At 66.0% G+C, this 15,680-nt stretch carries 14 protein-coding genes; 7 read left to right on the top strand and 7 right to left on the bottom strand.

What is annotated here, in order from left to right:
• Nucleotides 1–202 precede the first annotated feature (202 nt).
• The 5 genes from ACK3BK_RS22410 to cbiE all read right to left on the bottom strand — a co-directional run bounded on the left by ACK3BK_RS22410 (nt 203) and on the right by cbiE (nt 4,669).
• Nucleotides 203–1,057 carry an SPFH domain-containing protein gene (locus ACK3BK_RS22410; protein ID WP_186665990.1) on the bottom strand — a complete coding sequence of 285 codons (855 nt, stop codon included), beginning with the start codon at nt 1,055–1,057 and terminating at the stop codon, nt 203–205.
• Between the two features lie 24 nt (nt 1,058–1,081).
• Entirely contained in the window at nt 1,082–1,519 is a 438-nt protein-coding gene (locus ACK3BK_RS22405; protein WP_054894581.1) for an NfeD family protein, read from the bottom strand.
• A gap of 135 nt (nt 1,520–1,654) precedes the next feature.
• Nucleotides 1,655–2,374 (bottom strand): cobalt-precorrin-6A reductase, encoded by a 720-nt coding sequence (locus tag ACK3BK_RS22400; RefSeq protein ID WP_186665992.1) that lies wholly within the window; start codon nt 2,372–2,374, stop codon nt 1,655–1,657.
• On the bottom strand, nt 2,371–3,465 hold the full coding sequence (locus tag ACK3BK_RS22395) for a cobalt-precorrin-5B (C(1))-methyltransferase (protein ID WP_411383347.1): 1,095 nt from the start codon (nt 3,463–3,465) through the stop codon (nt 2,371–2,373). The genes ACK3BK_RS22400 and ACK3BK_RS22395 overlap by 4 nt, the downstream gene beginning before the upstream one ends.
• The gene (gene cbiE, locus ACK3BK_RS22390; protein ID WP_411383346.1) at nt 3,458–4,669 is read right to left on the bottom strand and encodes a precorrin-6y C5,15-methyltransferase (decarboxylating) subunit CbiE; all 1,212 of its coding nucleotides are present in this window, start codon (nt 4,667–4,669) and stop codon (nt 3,458–3,460) included. Before cbiE ends, ACK3BK_RS22395 begins: the two co-directional genes overlap by 8 nt.
• Nucleotides 4,670–4,836: 167 nt before the next feature.
• On the opposite strand from cbiE, the gene cobG reads away from it, so the two are divergent.
• The 7 genes from cobG (at nt 4,837) to ACK3BK_RS22355 (ending at nt 11,342) form a co-directional block, all read left to right on the top strand.
• A complete protein-coding gene (gene cobG, locus ACK3BK_RS22385; protein WP_411383345.1) occupies nt 4,837–6,168 on the top strand; it encodes a precorrin-3B synthase in 1,332 nt (443 codons plus the stop codon).
• On the top strand, nt 6,161–6,787 hold the full coding sequence (locus ACK3BK_RS22380; protein ID WP_054894218.1) for a precorrin-8X methylmutase: 627 nt from the start codon (nt 6,161–6,163) through the stop codon (nt 6,785–6,787). Before cobG ends, ACK3BK_RS22380 begins: the two co-directional genes overlap by 8 nt.
• Nucleotides 6,787–7,518 (top strand): precorrin-2 C(20)-methyltransferase, encoded by a 732-nt coding sequence (locus ACK3BK_RS22375; RefSeq protein WP_186710806.1) that lies wholly within the window; start codon nt 6,787–6,789, stop codon nt 7,516–7,518. Before ACK3BK_RS22380 ends, ACK3BK_RS22375 begins: the two co-directional genes overlap by 1 nt.
• A complete protein-coding gene (gene cobJ, locus ACK3BK_RS22370) occupies nt 7,506–9,212 on the top strand; it encodes a precorrin-3B C(17)-methyltransferase (RefSeq protein WP_411383344.1) in 1,707 nt (568 codons plus the stop codon). The genes ACK3BK_RS22375 and cobJ overlap by 13 nt, the downstream gene beginning before the upstream one ends.
• 92 nt (nt 9,213–9,304) lie before the next feature.
• Nucleotides 9,305–9,985 carry a hypothetical protein gene (locus ACK3BK_RS22365; protein WP_411383343.1) on the top strand — a complete coding sequence of 227 codons (681 nt, stop codon included), beginning with the start codon at nt 9,305–9,307 and terminating at the stop codon, nt 9,983–9,985.
• Nucleotides 9,986–10,045: 60 nt separating this feature from the next.
• Nucleotides 10,046–10,726: a hypothetical protein gene (locus tag ACK3BK_RS22360; protein ID WP_411383342.1), complete on the top strand. Its 681-nt coding sequence runs from the start codon at nt 10,046–10,048 to the stop codon at nt 10,724–10,726.
• A complete protein-coding gene (locus ACK3BK_RS22355; RefSeq protein ID WP_411383341.1) occupies nt 10,719–11,342 on the top strand; it encodes a hypothetical protein in 624 nt (207 codons plus the stop codon). The genes ACK3BK_RS22360 and ACK3BK_RS22355 overlap by 8 nt, the downstream gene beginning before the upstream one ends.
• Before the next feature lie 14 nt (nt 11,343–11,356).
• On the opposite strand, the gene ACK3BK_RS22350 is transcribed toward ACK3BK_RS22355, so the two are convergent.
• Both ACK3BK_RS22350 and purD read right to left on the bottom strand, forming a co-directional pair.
• Nucleotides 11,357–14,128 (bottom strand): hybrid sensor histidine kinase/response regulator, encoded by a 2,772-nt coding sequence (locus ACK3BK_RS22350; protein WP_186666004.1) that lies wholly within the window; start codon nt 14,126–14,128, stop codon nt 11,357–11,359.
• Between the two features lie 135 nt (nt 14,129–14,263).
• Entirely contained in the window at nt 14,264–15,559 is a 1,296-nt protein-coding gene (gene purD, locus ACK3BK_RS22345) for a phosphoribosylamine--glycine ligase (RefSeq protein ID WP_186666006.1), read from the bottom strand.
• Nucleotides 15,560–15,680 lie beyond the last annotated feature (121 nt).

Genomic DNA, 15,680 nt, shown 5'->3' with positions numbered 1-15,680 from the left:
TATTGTACGGCGGAGTATAGGTAAAAATGCGGGGGTGCGGTGAAGTGCCGCAGTTGCTGTTGCACAGCCGGTGAAAGTGGCGTTGTGTTCTTCGCGGGCAAGCCCGCTCCTACAGGAGCCCCGCAATCTTCATCTCGACGGGGCATTTGTGGGAGCGGCGGTTCGGCGCCCCGACTTGCCCGCGAAGCAGTCACCGCCGGTATCAGGCCTTGCCGCGCCCCAGCAGGCCGCGCACTGTTTCCTGCAGGTCCGCTGGCAACACTACGACTTTCGAATTGTCGCTCCCGGCGAGGTTTTCCATCGCGCCGATGTAGCGCTCACCCAGCAGGTACATGGCCGGGGTGGTCTCATTGCCCACCGCTTCACGCACCAGCGAAATCGCCCGGGCCGAGGCTTCGGCCAGGTTGATCTGTGCCTCGGCATCGAGCTTGGCTGACTGCAGGCGCGCCTCGGCTTCGAGAATCGCCGCCTGCTTGGCGCCTTCGGCACGGGTTACGTCGGCTTTACGCTCACGCTCGGCCGCAGCCTGGCGCTCCATGGCCACCTGCATGTTCTCCGACGGTTTGATGTCCTGGATCTCCACCGAACGCACGGTCACGCCCCAGTCTTCGGTCTGTTCGGACATCGCCTCGCGCAGGCGCGCCTTGATCTGCTCGCGGCTCGACAACGCTTCGTCGAGGTCCATGGCGCCGACGATGGCGCGCAGCGAGGTCATGGTCAGGCTGGTGACCGCGAAGGAGAAGTCCTGCACGCCGTACGAGGCCTTCTGCGGGTCGACCACCTTGGCAAAGCACAGGGCGTTGGCGACGATCACCGCGTTGTCGCGGGTGATGATTTCCTGTTGCTGCACGTCGAGGATGATGTCCTTGGTCGGCAGGCGGTAGGCGATCACGTCCATGTAAGGGATGACGATGTTCAAGCCGGGTTTGAGCGTGGTGTGGTAACGGCCCAGGCGTTCGACGATCCATTCCTCGCCCTGGGGCACGATGCGCACCCCCTTGAACAGGGTGATCAGGACGAACAGGGCGATGGCGGCGACGACGATGAGGCTGGTCATTGCAAGCTTCCTTTCAAGACAGGTTCAGGGGCGGGTAACCCGCGCGGTGTTGCCTTCGATGGCTGCCAGGCGAACGCGCTCGCCGGCGGGGATGTCGCTGTCGGCGACGCAGGTCCATTCTTCGTTGCCGAGGATGGGCTTCTGGAAGCGCACCCGGCCTTTCTGGAACTGCGACACGCTGGCGGTCAGCAGGCCGACTTCACCGATCACGCTGTCTGCAGTCCAGCGTACGTCCGGCTTCTTGCGCCGGAACAGCTTGAACCACAGCAGGGTGGTGAGGGAGGAGAATGCCACCCACAGCAGCACCTGCATGTCCAGTTGCAGTGCAGGGGCGGCCAGGGCAATCAGCGACACCAGGATGGCGCCGATGCCGAACCAGAGGATGAAGAAGGTTGGCAGGACCAGTTCGAGCAGGACCAGGGCGATGCCGAAGACGAGCCAGATCCACCATTGCATTTCCATATGGGCAGGGCCTTGCGGTGAGGGAGGCTGAAGTCTAAGGCAGGGGGGACTGGAAGACTATTCCGAGCTGGATGATGAATGTGTCGGAAATGGCTGGGGCTGCTGCGCAGCTCCCGCGCGAGCCGAGCCTGCTGCTCACATCGACAAGGCTTCGCGCAGTTGCGCCACCGATCCGAACAGCCGATTCACCTCCGGCAGCTCAGGCCGCTTCAACACCAGCACCGGCACCCCGCGCTCGCGCGCCACTTCAAGCTTCGGCTCGGTCGCGGCGCTGCCACTGTTCTTGCTCACCAGCACATCGATCTGGCGCCGTTCGAACAGCGCCCGCTCATCCTCGAGGTGGAACGGGCCACGGGCACCGATCACCTCGCAGCGATCATTGCCCGGGCAGGCTTCCAGGGCGCGCAAGGTCCAGAACTGGTGGGGCGGAATATCTTCGAGATGTTGCAGCGGCTCGCGCCCCAGGGTGAACAACGGGCGCTTGAAAGGCGCCAGTGCGTCGATCAACTCATCCCAGCCCTCGACCTCGCGCCAGTCGTCACCCGGCTGCGGTTGCCAGGCGGGGCGACGCAAGGCCCAGCAGGGAATGCCCGCCGCCTTCGCCGCCTGCGCGGCATTGGCGCTGATCTGTGCGGCATAGGGGTGGGTGGCGTCGATCAGCAGCGCGATCCGTTCGCGTTGCAGGTAGTCGGCCAGGCCGTCGGCCCCGCCGTAACCGCCCACCCGCACCTGACAGGCCAGATCCTGCGGGATGCGGCCGATACCGGCGAGGCTGTAGACATGCTCAGGCCCCAGCAACCGGGCGATGGCCAGCGCCTCGGTGACGCCGCCCAGCAGCAGGATACGGCCGGTCATTGCACACCTGCCTTGCCGACGACGCCGCCCTGACGGTCGATGGCGAACACCTCGACCTGCACCTGCGCAGGCACCACGCTGCGGGCGAATGCCAGGGCGTGGGCGCAGACGGCATCGCCCAGGGCGATACCGGCGGCATGTGCGAGCGCCAGTGCCTGTTGGCTGGTGTTGGCACCGATGATCGCCGCCTGCAGTGCGGGGTCCGCGCCGATATCCGCGGCCCAGCCTGCCAGTTGCGGCAGGTCGATGCTCGAATGACGGCTGTGCAGGTCCATGTGGCCGGCTGCCAGTTTGCTGATCTTGCCGAAGCCGCCGCACAGGGTCAGGCGCGGCACCGGCACCTTGCGCAGGTGCTTGAGCACCGCGCCGACGAAGTCGCCCATCTCGATCAGGGCGATTTCCGGCAGCCCGTAGACCCGGCGCATGGTGTCTTCGCTGGCGTTGCCAGTGCAGGCGGCGATGTGGGTGTAGCCGTTGGTGTGGGCAACGTCGATGCCCTGGTGGATCGAGGCGATGTAGGCCGAGCAGGAAAATGGCCGGACGATACCGCTGGTGCCGAGGATCGACAGCCCGCCGAGAATGCCCAGCCGCGGGTTCATGGTCTTGAGCGCAAGCTCCGCGCCACCCTGCACATTTACCGTGACCTCGAATCCGCCCGCGTAGGCGCAGTCGCCTGCCAGTCGCTGCAGGTGCTCGCTGATCATCCGCCGCGGCACGGGGTTGATCGCCGGTTCCCCGACTGCCAGTACCAGGCCGGGGCGCGTCACCGTGCCCACGCCTTGCCCGGCGACGAAGCGCACGCCCGGCTCGTCGGTCAGGCGTACCTGGCTGTAGAGCAGGGCACCGTGGGTCACGTCGGGGTCGTCGCCTGCGTCTTTCAAGGTGCCGGCCTCGGCGCGCTCGCCGTCTCGGCGGCAGAATTCCAGGCGCATCTGCACCTGCTTGCCCTTGGGCAGGGTGATCTGCACGGCGTCGTTGGACTGGCCCGTGAGCAGCAACTGCGCTGCCGCCAGGCTGGTGGCGGTGGCACAACTGCCGGTGGTCAGGCCACTGCGAAGTGGCGCGGGCTGTTCGCGGGTTTCTTCACGCATCGAAGGGCTTCACCACCTCGAGCAGCGTGATCGGCAGGGCCTGGCGCCAGGTGTCGAAACTGCCTAGGGCCTGGGCCTGGGCCACATGGATGCGGGTCAGTTCGCCTCCGTGTTGCTCACGGAAATGCGCCAGGGCCAGTTCGCTCTGCAAGGTCACGGCATTGGCCACCAGCCGCCCTCCAGGGCGCAGGCGCTCCCAGCACAAGGGCAGTACGCCTTCGCCGGTGACGCCGCCGCCGATGAAAATAGCGTCGGGGCGTTCGAGACCGGCCAGGGCTTGTGGCGCCTTGCCGCGAATCAACTGCAGGCCAGGAACGCCGAGTTGGTCGCGGTTGAATTCGATGAATGCCTGGCGACCTTCGTCGGCCTCGATGGCCAGTGCGCGGCAGCTGGGGTGGGCGCGCATCCATTCGATACCGATCGAGCCGCATCCGGCGCCGACATCCCACAGCAGTTCGCCGGGTTGAGGCGCCAGGCGTGCCAGGGTGATGGCGCGCACGTCGCGTTTGGTCAACTGGCCGTCGTGGCGAAAGGCGCCGTCGGGCAGGCCGCTGATCGGCGACAGGCGCGGGCTGTCCGGCGCGGCCTGGCATTCGATGGCGACCAGGTTCAGTGCTGCGGCCTGGGCGTGGGGCCAGTCTTCTGCGCTGCCATTCAGGTGCTTCTCATCGGGGCCGCCCAAGTGTTCGAACACCTGCATCCGGCTCGGGCCGAAGCCGCGTTCACGCAACAATTGCGCAATGGCTGCAGGGCTGTCGCCGTCATTGCTCAGCACCAGCAGGCGCACACCGCTGTAGAGCTGGGCATTGAGCGCCGCCAGCGGCCGCGCGACCACTGACACCACCTGCACGTCCTGCAACGGCCAGCCCAGGCGCGCGGCGGCCAGGGCGCAGGAGGAGGGCATCGACAGCACCTGCATCTGTTCGGCCGGAACCTGGCGCGCAAGGCTTGCGCCAACGCCGTAGAACATCGGGTCGCCGCTGGCCAGCACGCACACGGGCTCGCCGGACAGAGCCAGCACAGGGGCGAGGGAGAACGGGCTGGACCACGTCAGGCGCTCGCCGACCACGCAGCGTGGCAGCAGGGCGAGCTGACGCGGGCTGCCGAAGATACGTGCAGCAGACAGCAGCGCGCGCCGGGCCTGCTTGCCCAGGCCGCTGAAGCCGTCTTCGCCGATGCCTACTACTGTCAGCCAGGGGGTCATCTGATCATTTCCGTCGTGTTGGGAATCGTGTCGCCTTTTTCGCGGGCAAGTCGCAGCGGCGAAAAGGACGACACTGTCCTGAAGCATTGCTCGACCATCGGCTTTTCATGCCGTCGGACAAAGCAGGCATAATACCGCGCCTTCTACACTGAAGCGCGTCTTCACGATTGCCGGATACCCCCTTGAAGCCACCCCACACACCCGCCGTTTCGCCCCGCCCCTCGGCCTGCCCGGGGTTGTGGCGCATCGTCGCGGCGCGAGATGGCGGCATTTGCCGGATCAAACTGCCCGGCGGCCTGCTGCTGGCCGAGCAGGCCGAGGCGGTGGCCGAGGCTGCCGAGCGCTTCGCCGGTGGAGTGATCGAGGCGACCAACCGCGCCAATTTGCAGATCCGCGGTATCGGCGACGACCACCTGGCGCTGGTCGGGCACCTGCTCGATGCCGGCCTGGGGCCGCGCGAGGCGGCCGGTGACGATGTCCGCAACCTGATGCTCAGCCCGCTGGCCGGTGTCGATCCGGCGATGTTGATCGACATTCGGCCGCTGGCCGGACAGATCCTGCACCTGCTGGAAACCACCCCGCGCCTGCATGAGTTGTCGGCCAAGTTCGCCGTGCAGCTCGACGCTGGCGAGTCCCTGGCGATGCTCGCGCACCCCCATGACCTGTGGTTGTCGGCGCTGCTGCTCGACCGGCAGGTGTGGCTGGCCTTCGGGCTGGCGGGCTGCCCGGGCGATGGCGCAACCCTTGGCGCCGTACCGCTGGACCAGGGAGTGGCATTGGTGCGGGCAGTGCTGGAGCGCTTCCTCGACCTTGCCACGCCCGAGCAGACACGGATGCGCCAGTTGCTGCAGACCTGCCCGGTGCAGGATTTCGTCGAAGGGCTGGGGCTGCCGATTCGTCGTGACAGCGCTGTGCGCCAATGGCGGCGAGCGCCCGCCAAGCCGCGCTGGCTCGGTATGTTGGCCCAGCGTGAGGGCAGTGCGTTCGGCGTGGCACCGCCGCTGGGGCGCTTGACGCCCGCGATGCTGCGCGGCCTGGCCAGGCTTGCGCGCGAGGCCGGTGATGGCAGCCTGCGCCTCACGCCCTGGCAGAGCCTGGTGCTGCCGAACTTCGACCCATCGCTGCTCGGGCAGGCCCAGGCCGAAACGAAGGCGCTGGGCATGATCAACGACGTCTTGCAGCCACTTGCACGCATCAGCGCTTGCACCGGTTCCAGCGGTTGCGCCAAGGGCCAGTCCGACACCAAGGCCGATGCGCAGTTGATCGCTGGGCTGCTGCACCATGGCGCCCCGGCCAGTGTGCACCTGACGGCTTGCCCGCGTTCCTGTGCCGTGGCCCATGTCGCCCCGGCCACCCTGCTGGCCCGTGCCCCGGGCCGTTATGACCTTTATCTTCGCGATGCGCGCCTGCCGGGTTTCGGCCGACTGCGCGCATCCGACCTTACCCCAGAAGAAGCAGGCGCCATGCTCGACCTGCCGACGGAGCACCTTGATGATTGACTACATCCGCGATGGTCAGGAGATCTATCGCAATTCCTTCCGCATCATTCGCGAGGAGGCTCGCCTGGAGCGGATTCCGGCCGATCTGGAAAAGCTCGCCGTGCGAGTGATCCACGCCTGCGGCATGGTCGAGGCGATCGACGGCCTGCAGTTTTCCGAAGGCGCCGGAACGGCGGGGCGCCAGGCCCTGGCCAAGGGCGCACCGATCCTCTGCGACGCGCACATGGTTGCCGAAGGCATCACCCGCGCGCGCCTGCCGGCCGACAACCCGGTCATCTGCACCCTGCGTGACCCCAGCGTGCCGGGCTTGGCCAAGGACGCCGGCAACACCCGCTCGGCGGTGGCCCTGGAGCTGTGGCGCCCGCATCTGGAGGGCAGCGTGGTGGTGATCGGCAATGCCCCGACCGCGCTGTTCTACTTGCTGGAAATGCTCGACGCGGGTGCGCCCAAGCCTGCGTTGATCCTCGGCTTTCCGGTAGGCTTCGTCGGCGCTGCCGAGTCCAAGGCGATGTTGGCCGCCGACAGCCGTGGTGTGCCGTTCGTCATCATGCAGGGGCGCCTGGGCGGTAGCGCCATGGCCGCCGCGGCTGTCAATGCCCTCGCCACGGAGGTGGAATGATGCAGCCTCGTGGACGTCTGCTCGGCCTGGGGGTCGGCCCCGGCGATCCGGAACTGATCACGGTCAAGGCCCTGCGCCTGCTGCGCGAAGCGCCGGTGGTGGCGTATTTCGTGGCCAAGGGCAAGCGCGGCAATGCCTTCGGTATCATCGAGGCGCATCTGCAGGCGCAGCAGACCCTGCTGCCACTGGTGTATCCGGTCACCACCGAGGTGCTGCCGGCACCACTGTCGTACGAGCAGGTGATCAGCGACTTCTACGACGAAGCCAGCGTGCAGGTGGCCGAACACCTGGATGCCGGTCGTGATGTGGCGGTGATCTGCGAAGGCGATCCGTTCTTCTACGGCTCCTACATGTACCTGCACGATCGCCTGGCCCAGCGCTACGAGGCCGAGGTGATCCCGGGCGTGTGCTCGATGCTCGGCGGGGCTTCCGTGCTCGGTGCGCCGCTGGTCTACCGCAACCAGACGCTGACCGTGCTCTCCGGTGTACTGCCCCACGAAGAGCTCAAGCGCCGCCTGGCCGACGCCGACGCCGCCGTGATCATGAAGCTTGGGCGCAACTTCCCCAAGGTACGCGAGGTGCTCGCCGAGCTGGGCCTGGACCAGCGCGCGCTGTACGTGGAGCGTGCAACCATGGCCAACCAGAAGATCGTCGCGCTGGACGCGGTCGATCCGCAGTCTTCGCCGTATTTCTCGCTGATCGTCGTACCGGGTGAAAAATGGCAGGGATGAACAGCGACAAGGCACCGGCCATCGTCATTCTCGGTCCTGGCAGCCTGGCCACCGCCCAGCGTATCCAGCAGCGTTATCCACAGGCGCGGATTCACGGCCTGAGCGGCCGGGTCGAGGGCGTCGAGCACGGCTACGAATCCTTCGGCGACACGCTCCGTGGGCTGTACCGCGAAGGCGTGCCGATCATCGCCCTGTGCGCGGCCGGGATCGTCATTCGTACTTTGGCGCCCCTGCTCGACGAGAAGGGCGCCGAGCCGCCGGTGCTGGCGGTGGCGGAGGACGGCAGCGCCGTGGTGCCGCTGCTGGGCGGCCTGAGCGGGGTCAATGTCATGGCCCGGGAGATTGGCGAAGTGCTGGGTGTGGCGGCGGCCATCACCACCAGCGGCGAGCTGCGTTTCGGCACCTGCCTGCTCAATCCGCCGGCAGGCTACGCCTTGGCAGACCTGGAGCAGGGCAAGCGCTTCGTCTCTGACCTGCTGGCCGGCGAGCGCGTGCGCATCGAAGGTACGGCGCCCTGGCTGGCCCAGGCGCAGTTGCCCGAAGACGCCGCGGCCCGACGCAGTATTCATGTCGGCTGCCAGGCGCGCCCGGCCAGCCGCGACGAGTTGCTGATCCATGCGCGCTCGGTACTGGTGGCTGTGCAGGCCGGGCAGGCCGATCTGCCTGCCCGTGTGCGTGACGCTTTGGCTGCGGCGAACATCGCCGACGCATCGCTGGCGTGCTTGCTGGCTGGTGACGATGCGCTGGCCGAGCCCGCCGTGCACGACGCCGCCCGAAGCTTGGGTGTGCCCCTGCGGTTCGCTGCAGCGGGTGGCAGCCTGGTCGAGATGGCCGGGCGGGCGCTGGAGGGCGCGCAACTGATCGAACAGGGTGAGGTGGTCATCGCTGTAGCGCCGGCGCCGATCGACCCGTTGCAGGTCGGACGTGCGCGCGGTCGCCTGGCTGTGATCGGCCTGGGCCCGGGGGCCGCGGAGTTCATGGTGCCGGCAGTCAAGGCCGAACTGGCCCGCGCCAACGATGTACTGGGCTACGAAACCTATGTGCGTATGGCCGGCCCCTTCCGCGCCGATCAGGTGCTGCACTGCACCGACAACCGCGAGGAGATGCAGCGTGCGCGTCACGCCTTCGAGCTTGCGGCGCAGGGGCGCTCGGTGGTGGTGGTCTCTTCGGGCGATCCTGGCGTGTTCGCCATGGCGGCTGCGGTGCTCGAGGCGCTGCATGAATCGAGCGATCCGGCCTGGCATCGCGTCGACCTGCAGATCCTGCCCGGCGTTTCCGCCTCCCTGGCCACCGCGGCCCAGGCCGGTGCACCGTTGGGGCACGATTTCTGCGTGATGTCGCTGTCGGACAACCTCAAGCCCTGGTCGATCATCGAGAAGCGCCTGGACCTGGCGGCGCAGGCCGACCTGGTGCTGGCGTTCTACAACCCGATCTCCCGCGCCCGGCCTTGGCAACTGGGGCAGGCCCTGGAGATCGTGCGCCGTCATCGGGATGGGCAGACCCCTGTGGTCCTGGGGCGCGACATCGGCAGGCCGGGGCAGAGCCTGAACGTCGTCTCGCTCTGCGAGTTGCTGCCTGAGATGGTCGATATGCGCACCATGGTGCTGGTCGGCTCCAGTACGACCACCGTGTTCAAGCATGCCGATGGCGCGCAGTGGGTCTATACCCCGCGCTGGTATCCCCCGCACCGCTGACCTTATTGGAACTCCTTCAGTCCGCCAGGCCGAGCTGGCGCTGGCTAACGTGGTCGCCCCTGGTGTTCAGGGGCAACCCAAAGGAGTTTCAGATGAGCGATGATAAACAAGTCACCACCACCGACGCTGGCCTGCTGGTCGAGGGCAACTTGCTGGCCTGTGGTGCAGGCATGACGGCACAGAGCCGCCGCGACGTGAAGAACGCGTTCCACTTCGCCACCCTTGTCGCGGACAAGGCGCTGGATATCGAGGAAAACGGCAAGGCCTGGTACGACAAGTTCCTCGATGCGATGCGTGACCTGGGCTTCACCACCCCCCACCGCAGCTTCGAACTGGAAACCTCCTCGCAGTTGAGCGTCACGCTGGGCGCGGTGGGCGTGCGTATCATCGGTGCAGCCGGCACTGCACTGCTGGGCGGCACGAAGCTGGGCGCACTGGCCAAGCGGGCGTTCGACAAGCTGACCGACGTCGAAAAAGACACCCGCATCATCCATCACAAGAAAAAGAGCAAGGCCAGGGGCGTGGTCGGGATGGCGGCTTGCCTGGAAACCGAGCAAGGCGATGTGGTCATGGTGATGAGCTGTGTGCGTTCGACGGAGCCGAACCTGGATGAAGATGTACTGGGGGTGCAGTTCCAGCTCGAGAAGTCGGAGTACTACGCCGGCCAAGCGGTGCTGACGCTGAACAATTTCGTCTACGAGAAAGTGCGGGCCACGGTGGAGGAGAAGCTCGGCGTGCGCAGTGTCGAGAACATTCTGCAGTACGACATCTGATCAAGGGCGCGGGCTTGCGAGCACCGCGCTTTTTTGTTTCTACAGACAGGAAAACCTGCCATGACCTATGCAGATCACACGCTGATCCTGATTGGCCAGACCGTGTTGCTCGTGCCGCCAGGCATCGAGGTGCAGCAGCGCGAGGATGCCCTGGATTCACTGCACTACTGTCAGTTGCTGGCCAACAAGCACGCTGGCTCCTGCTTCGACGATCCCGACGCTTGGGCGCTTGCCTATCGCCAGGGTTTCGAGTCACTGAACTGGATCAGGTTCGTCAGTGCGCATGATTGGATCGCCCTTGGACCAGGGGCTGCCCGCAACGAGGAGACGCCGCTCTTGAACTGGTTGAAGCAGCGCAAGATCGATGTCGATGGGGTACTGGCCACGTTGTCGAAGGCACTGACGGGCATGCCTGAGGGCCTGGACCATCTGCTGCGTTTCGCCGTGCGCAACGAGGCCGATACGGGCGAGCTGCACATCGAGTTCGGGCTGCTCGGTGCCGGGCCGATTCTCGACCTGTGCAGCGTGTCGCTGCGCTGCGAGCACCCGATCACGCGGGAGACGCTGGCCGCCGCTGCACAGCGTACGCAGCTGCAGGGCGAGCTAGCGGTACGGGCGCTGTCGCTGAACCTGAGCAAGCAGCACTTTGCTTCGCAGCGCTCGGACCTGCACAACTTGATACTCGACAAGGAACGCGAGAAGCCTCGTCGACTGACGCTGGGAGTGATGACACATGAATGAAGCCAATGCTGCTGTGATCGGGGCGGGCGTCGTCTCGTTCCTGCCGGGCTTGTCGCTGGCGCAGAAAGACAAGGTGAAACTGGCCCTGGCGTTGGCCGAGCGGGCCACACAGACGGCCTTCGACGAAGGGTTGGTGCAGGATTGGTTCGCCTACTACCGCAACCAGTTGAAGTTCATGGGCTGGGATGCGGTGTCTGCCGAGCAGGTCCACTGGCCGGATGCGGGGCGCGCCGAACAGGTCGACAAAGTCCTTGCGCTGATCACCAAGACCGCGGGGGAGCGATTCGCCAGCAATGTGGAAATGTCGTTGCAGCGCCTGCGCAACAGCCCAGAGACGCTCGCCAGCTTGGAGAAGAACGCACGCGAGCGAGGGCACTTCCAGTTACTCCCTTGCGCTCCGGCCGGGCAGAACCGGGTCGATATGGTGCTGTATCACGAGGTCGATACTCAGGATGCCTGGCGCGCGGGCTTCATCACCCGCAAGCGCAGCATGAAGAACGTGCGCGCCGAGCTTGTACGGTTCAACATCCTGGCTTTCGAGAACAGCTACCTGTCCAAGGTGCACCAGCGGGTCGTGGAGGTATCCCTGAAGCGGATACACGACTACGACATTTGAGGGGGGCTGGGTGATCAGGGCGTGTGGAGGGGGCCGGTGGCCGCTTCGCGCTGGTTCGCCCAGAACTGGATCAGTTCGCGCAACTGCGACAGTTCCACCGGCTTGGCCATGTGCCCGTCCATGCCGGCCAGGCGTGCACGTTCCTTGTGCTCGCTGAGGATATGCGCGGTCAGTGCCACCACCGGGGTGCGCTGGCGCTGATTGGCCGCTTCCCAGTCACGCAGGCGCTGGGTCGCGGAGAAACCATCGAGAATCGGCATTTCGCAGTCCATGAGCACCAGGTCGTAGCGCTGCGCTTTCATGGCCTCGAAGGCCTCTTCGCCGTTGCTGGCCGTGTCGGGCTCGAGGTTGAGCTTGCCGAGCATGCCGCGGATCACCTTGGTCGAGATGCTGTTGTCTTCGGCGACCAGGATACGGAAGTCGGCGGGCAGGTCCAGCGGCGCCGGCGCGCCACCGAGGGCAGCAATGATCGCCGGCTCGCGGCCACGCTGGCTCAGTTCCTCGGCCAGGGTGGTCTTGAGCGTGTAGCCGGCCACCGGCTTGGCCAGGATGCGTTTGACCCCGGCATTGCGGGCGATGATCTTGCTGGGCGCGTTGCTGATGCCGGTCAGCATGATCACCAGGATGTCGTGGTTCAGGCTCGGGTCTTCCTTGATCTTGGCAGCCAGTTGCATGCCGGTCATTCCGGGCATGTTCTGATCGAGCAGCACGGCATCGAAGTAGTCGCGCAGGTGCGCCTTGGTGCGCAGCAGCGCCAGGGCTTCCTTGCCGGAGGGCACCGCACTGACGTTCATGCCCCAGGCGCTGCACTGTTGTACCAGCACCTTGCGGCAGGTGTCGTTATCGTCCACCACCAGCACCCGGGCATCGCGCAGCGGGCCGTCGAGATCGGCGGGCGGTTGTTCCAGGCGAAGCGGATCGAGCGGCAGTGTCAGCCACAGCGTATTGCCCAGGCTGGTGCTGGTCTTGATGCCGAATTCGCCGTGCATCAGGCCGATCAACTGCTTGGCGATCACCAGGCCCAGATGGCCGCCGAGCTTGTTGCTGGAGAGGAAGTGGTGGCTGTGCAGCTCGGCCTGCAGCAAAGCCTCGCGCTCGGCGCTGGCCATCGGCTCGCCGCTGTCCTGCACGGCGATACGCAGGCGCGGGGCGTCACCGCGCTGGTCGAGGGCCACCACCAGCAGGATTTCGCCCTGGTCGGTGTTCTTCAGCGCATTGTCCAGCAGGCTCGACAGCGCCTGGCGCAACCGCGTCGGATCGCCGCTGATCACGCGTGGCACCTGTGGCTGGGTGAAGCTGATCAGCTCGATGTTCTGCTGTTCGGCCTTGGCCCGGAAGATGTTCAGACAGTCTTCGATCAGTGCGTTGAGGTCGAACTGCACATCATCCAACTCGATCTGCCGCGACTCGAGCTTGGAGATGTCGAGGATTTCGTTGATCAGTGTGAGCAGCTCGTTGCCGGCGCTGTGGATGGTTTGCACGTAGTCGCGCTGCTTGACCGACAACGGCGTGCCCAGCAGCAGCTCGGTCATGCCCAGCACGCCGTTCATCGGCGTGCGGATCTCGTGGCTGATCTTGGCCAGGAATTCGGCCTTGGCGTTGATCTCGGCGTCGCTGGCGGCGAGGGCACGGCTGGCACGTACGCGCTCCTCGTTGATCTTGCGCAGGCGCTCGCTGACCGCAAGGTTCAGCAACAGGCCGCTGACCACGGTCAGTCCCATCAGGATGACCAGCAGCCATGGGGTGGGGGTGCGTGTCAGACCGAGCAGCGCAGGCAGCAGGACCAGGCCGCCGAGGTTGAACACCAGCATGGCCAGGGTGAACAGGCGTGCGGGGTTGTAGCCCTTGTACCAGTAGTACGTACTGGCCAGGAGCATGCTCAGGCTGCCGAGGGCCAGCAGGGTGTAGGTGGTCAGGTTCAGCGGCAGGCTGTCGATGAACAGCAGGAGCAGGCCGCTGAGGGCGGCGATCAGCATTTCTGCCTGCAGGATGCGGGTGAGCCGCAACGAGGCGCAGGGCGAGAAGAAGCGCTGGGTGAAATACAGCCCGCAGAGCCCCGCCAGGACCAGCGTGAGGTAGGCGGCAGGCGTTTGCGCGCTGTGCCACAGGTGCCACCACGGGCCGCAGAGGTTGAGCAGGATCAAGGCGCTGAGCAGCATCAGCGCGTGGTAGAGCGCCAGTACCAGGGTGGTGCTGGAGCGCGTGTAGAAGAAGCGGATCAGGTTGTGCAGGATCAGCATCACCAGGCCGCCGAACAGCAGGCCGAACAGCAGCGGCTGGCGTTGGTCGATGGCCGCGCTGGCCGCCGATTCCAGAGAGATTGCCGGGCGTAACTGGTGTTCGGAGACCAGACGCACGTAAATATCCAGCGGTTGCGTGGCGTTGGGTAGTGGCAGAACGTGATCGCTGCCGCGCAGGGTAGGGCTGGCATTGCCCAGTTGTCGGCCATGGTGCAACTGGCGCAGTAGCGTGCCGCCGTCGAGGGCGTAGAGGTCCAGGCGCGACAGGTCGGGAGCGAAGATGCGCAGCAGGCGTTCCTGGTCGGCGGGCTCGAGGCGGTAGTGCAGCCACAGGGCCTGGTCGGGCAGGGCGGCATCCAGCGCGTCCAGTTGCAATGGGCTGAACTGGTTGCGGTAGCGGTCGGAGCGTACGTCGGAGAGCTGCAGGCTTGCCTGTTCATCGAGCAGCACAGACCACCCGCCGCCTTGTTCGGCTGCAGCCGGAAGCAGGCAGAGCAGGGTCAGCAAGCTGACGATCAGGGCAGTGGCAATCCGAAGCCGACGCACGACGAGATCCTTTCTTGGCTGATAAGCCGGATAACAACTATGCGCGGCGTGCCGCGCCAAAGGCAAGGCCCCGATGGGGCCCTGTCGACGAGCCGCAGGCCGCGCGCCATGGCGCTGCGACCTGCGGGCCGCAGTTTACTGCTGGTGCTCACCGCGCTCGCGGGCGATGGCCCGGTAGCCGATGTCGGTGCGGTAGAAGCTACCGTTCCAGCTGACTTCCTTGGCCAGGCGGTAGGCCTGCTGCTGTGCATCGGCAACGGTGCTGCCCATGGCGGTGGCACACAGGACACGCCCGCCGTTGGTGGTCACCTGGCCATCCTTGAGCGCAGTACCGGCGTGGAACACCTTGCCTTCGATCTTGGCCGCAGCGTCCAGGCCGTTGATCAGGTCGCCCTTGGCGTAGTCGCCCGGGTAACCGCCAGCGGCCAGCACCACGCCCAGGCTCGGGCGCGGGTCCCACTGCGCTTCGACCTTGTCCAGGGCCTTGGCGAATGCGGCCTCGACCAACAGCACCAGGCTCGACTCCAGGCGCAGCATGACCGGTTGTGTCTCGGGGTCGCCGAAGCGGCAGTTGAACTCGATGACCTTCGGATTGCCTGCCTTGTCGATCATCAGGCCCGCATAGAGGAAGCCGGTGTAGACGTTGCCTTCCTCGGCCATGCCGCGCACGGTCGGCCAGATCACCTGGTCCATCACGCGCTGGTGCACCTCGGCGGTGACCACCGGGGCTGGCGAGTAGGCGCCCATGCCACCGGTGTTCGGGCCGGTATCTTTATCGCCGACACGTTTGTGGTCCTGGCTGGTGGCCATCGGCAGCACGTTGTGGCCATCGACCATGACGATGAAGCTGGCTTCCTCGCCGTCGAGGAACTCTTCGATCACCACGCGCGAACCGGCCTCACCGAAGGCGTTGCCGGCGAGCATGTCGCGCACGGCGTCTTCGGCTTCCTGCAGGGTCATGGCAACGATCACGCCCTTGCCTGCGGCCAGGCCGTCGGCCTTGATCACGATCGGTGCGCCTTTCTCGCGCAGGTAGGCCAGCGCCGGCTCGATCTCGGTGAAGTTCTGGTAGTCGGCGGTCGGGATCTTGTGGCGAGCCAGGAAATCCTTGGTGAAGGCCTTGGAACCTTCGAGCTGGGCCGCGCCCTTGGTCGGACCGAAGCAGTCCAGGCCACGGCTGCGGAACAGGTCGACCACACCGATGACCAGCGGCGCTTCAGGGCCGACGATGGTCAGGTCGACGTTCTTCTCGGCGAAATCGGCCAGTTGCTCCAGGGCGCAGACGTCGATGGCGACGTTCTCGCATTTGGCTTCGATGGCAGTACCGGCGTTGCCCGGGGCCACGAAGACTTTTTCGACGCGGGGGTCCTGGGCGACTTTCCAGGCCAGGGCGTGTTCACGACCGCCGCTGCCGATGATCAAAACTTTCATGTCAAAACCTCTGTCTAGCGGTGATCCCCGATCCTGTGGGAGCGGGTTTACCCGCGAATGCGGCGGTGAATCCAGCATCGCATTCGCGGGTAAACCCGCTCCCACAGGGGCCGGCGATCAG

The organism is Pseudomonas sp. L7, assembly GCF_046605565.1.
GTDB classification, from domain to species: domain Bacteria; phylum Pseudomonadota; class Gammaproteobacteria; order Pseudomonadales; family Pseudomonadaceae; genus Aquipseudomonas; species Aquipseudomonas wayambapalatensis.
Note: the sequence above shows the minus strand (reverse complement) of the source record. Positions and strands in the feature narration are given on the sequence as shown.

Bases quoted from the DNA above. Each gene is read 5' to 3' on its own strand.
- ACK3BK_RS22360 (WP_411383342.1), top strand. From the start codon at position 10,046: ATGACCTATGCAGATCACACGCTGATCCTGATTGGCCAGACCGTGTTG.
- purD (WP_186666006.1), bottom strand. From the start codon at position 15,559: ATGAAAGTTTTGATCATCGGCAGCGGCGGTCGTGAACACGCCCTGGCC.
- ACK3BK_RS22380 (WP_054894218.1), top strand. From the start codon at position 6,161: ATGATTGACTACATCCGCGATGGTCAGGAGATCTATCGCAATTCCTTC.
- ACK3BK_RS22395 (WP_411383347.1), bottom strand. From the start codon at position 3,465: ATGCGTGAAGAAACCCGCGAACAGCCCGCGCCACTTCGCAGTGGCCTG.
- ACK3BK_RS22375 (WP_186710806.1), top strand. From the start codon at position 6,787: ATGCAGCCTCGTGGACGTCTGCTCGGCCTGGGGGTCGGCCCCGGCGAT.
- cobJ (WP_411383344.1), top strand. From the start codon at position 7,506: ATGGCAGGGATGAACAGCGACAAGGCACCGGCCATCGTCATTCTCGGT.
- ACK3BK_RS22355 (WP_411383341.1), top strand. From the start codon at position 10,719: ATGAATGAAGCCAATGCTGCTGTGATCGGGGCGGGCGTCGTCTCGTTC.
- ACK3BK_RS22410 (WP_186665990.1), bottom strand. From the start codon at position 1,057: ATGACCAGCCTCATCGTCGTCGCCGCCATCGCCCTGTTCGTCCTGATC.
- ACK3BK_RS22400 (WP_186665992.1), bottom strand. From the start codon at position 2,374: ATGACCGGCCGTATCCTGCTGCTGGGCGGCGTCACCGAGGCGCTGGCC.
- cbiE (WP_411383346.1), bottom strand. From the start codon at position 4,669: ATGACCCCCTGGCTGACAGTAGTAGGCATCGGCGAAGACGGCTTCAGC.
- ACK3BK_RS22405 (WP_054894581.1), bottom strand. From the start codon at position 1,519: ATGGAAATGCAATGGTGGATCTGGCTCGTCTTCGGCATCGCCCTGGTC.
- ACK3BK_RS22365 (WP_411383343.1), top strand. From the start codon at position 9,305: ATGAGCGATGATAAACAAGTCACCACCACCGACGCTGGCCTGCTGGTC.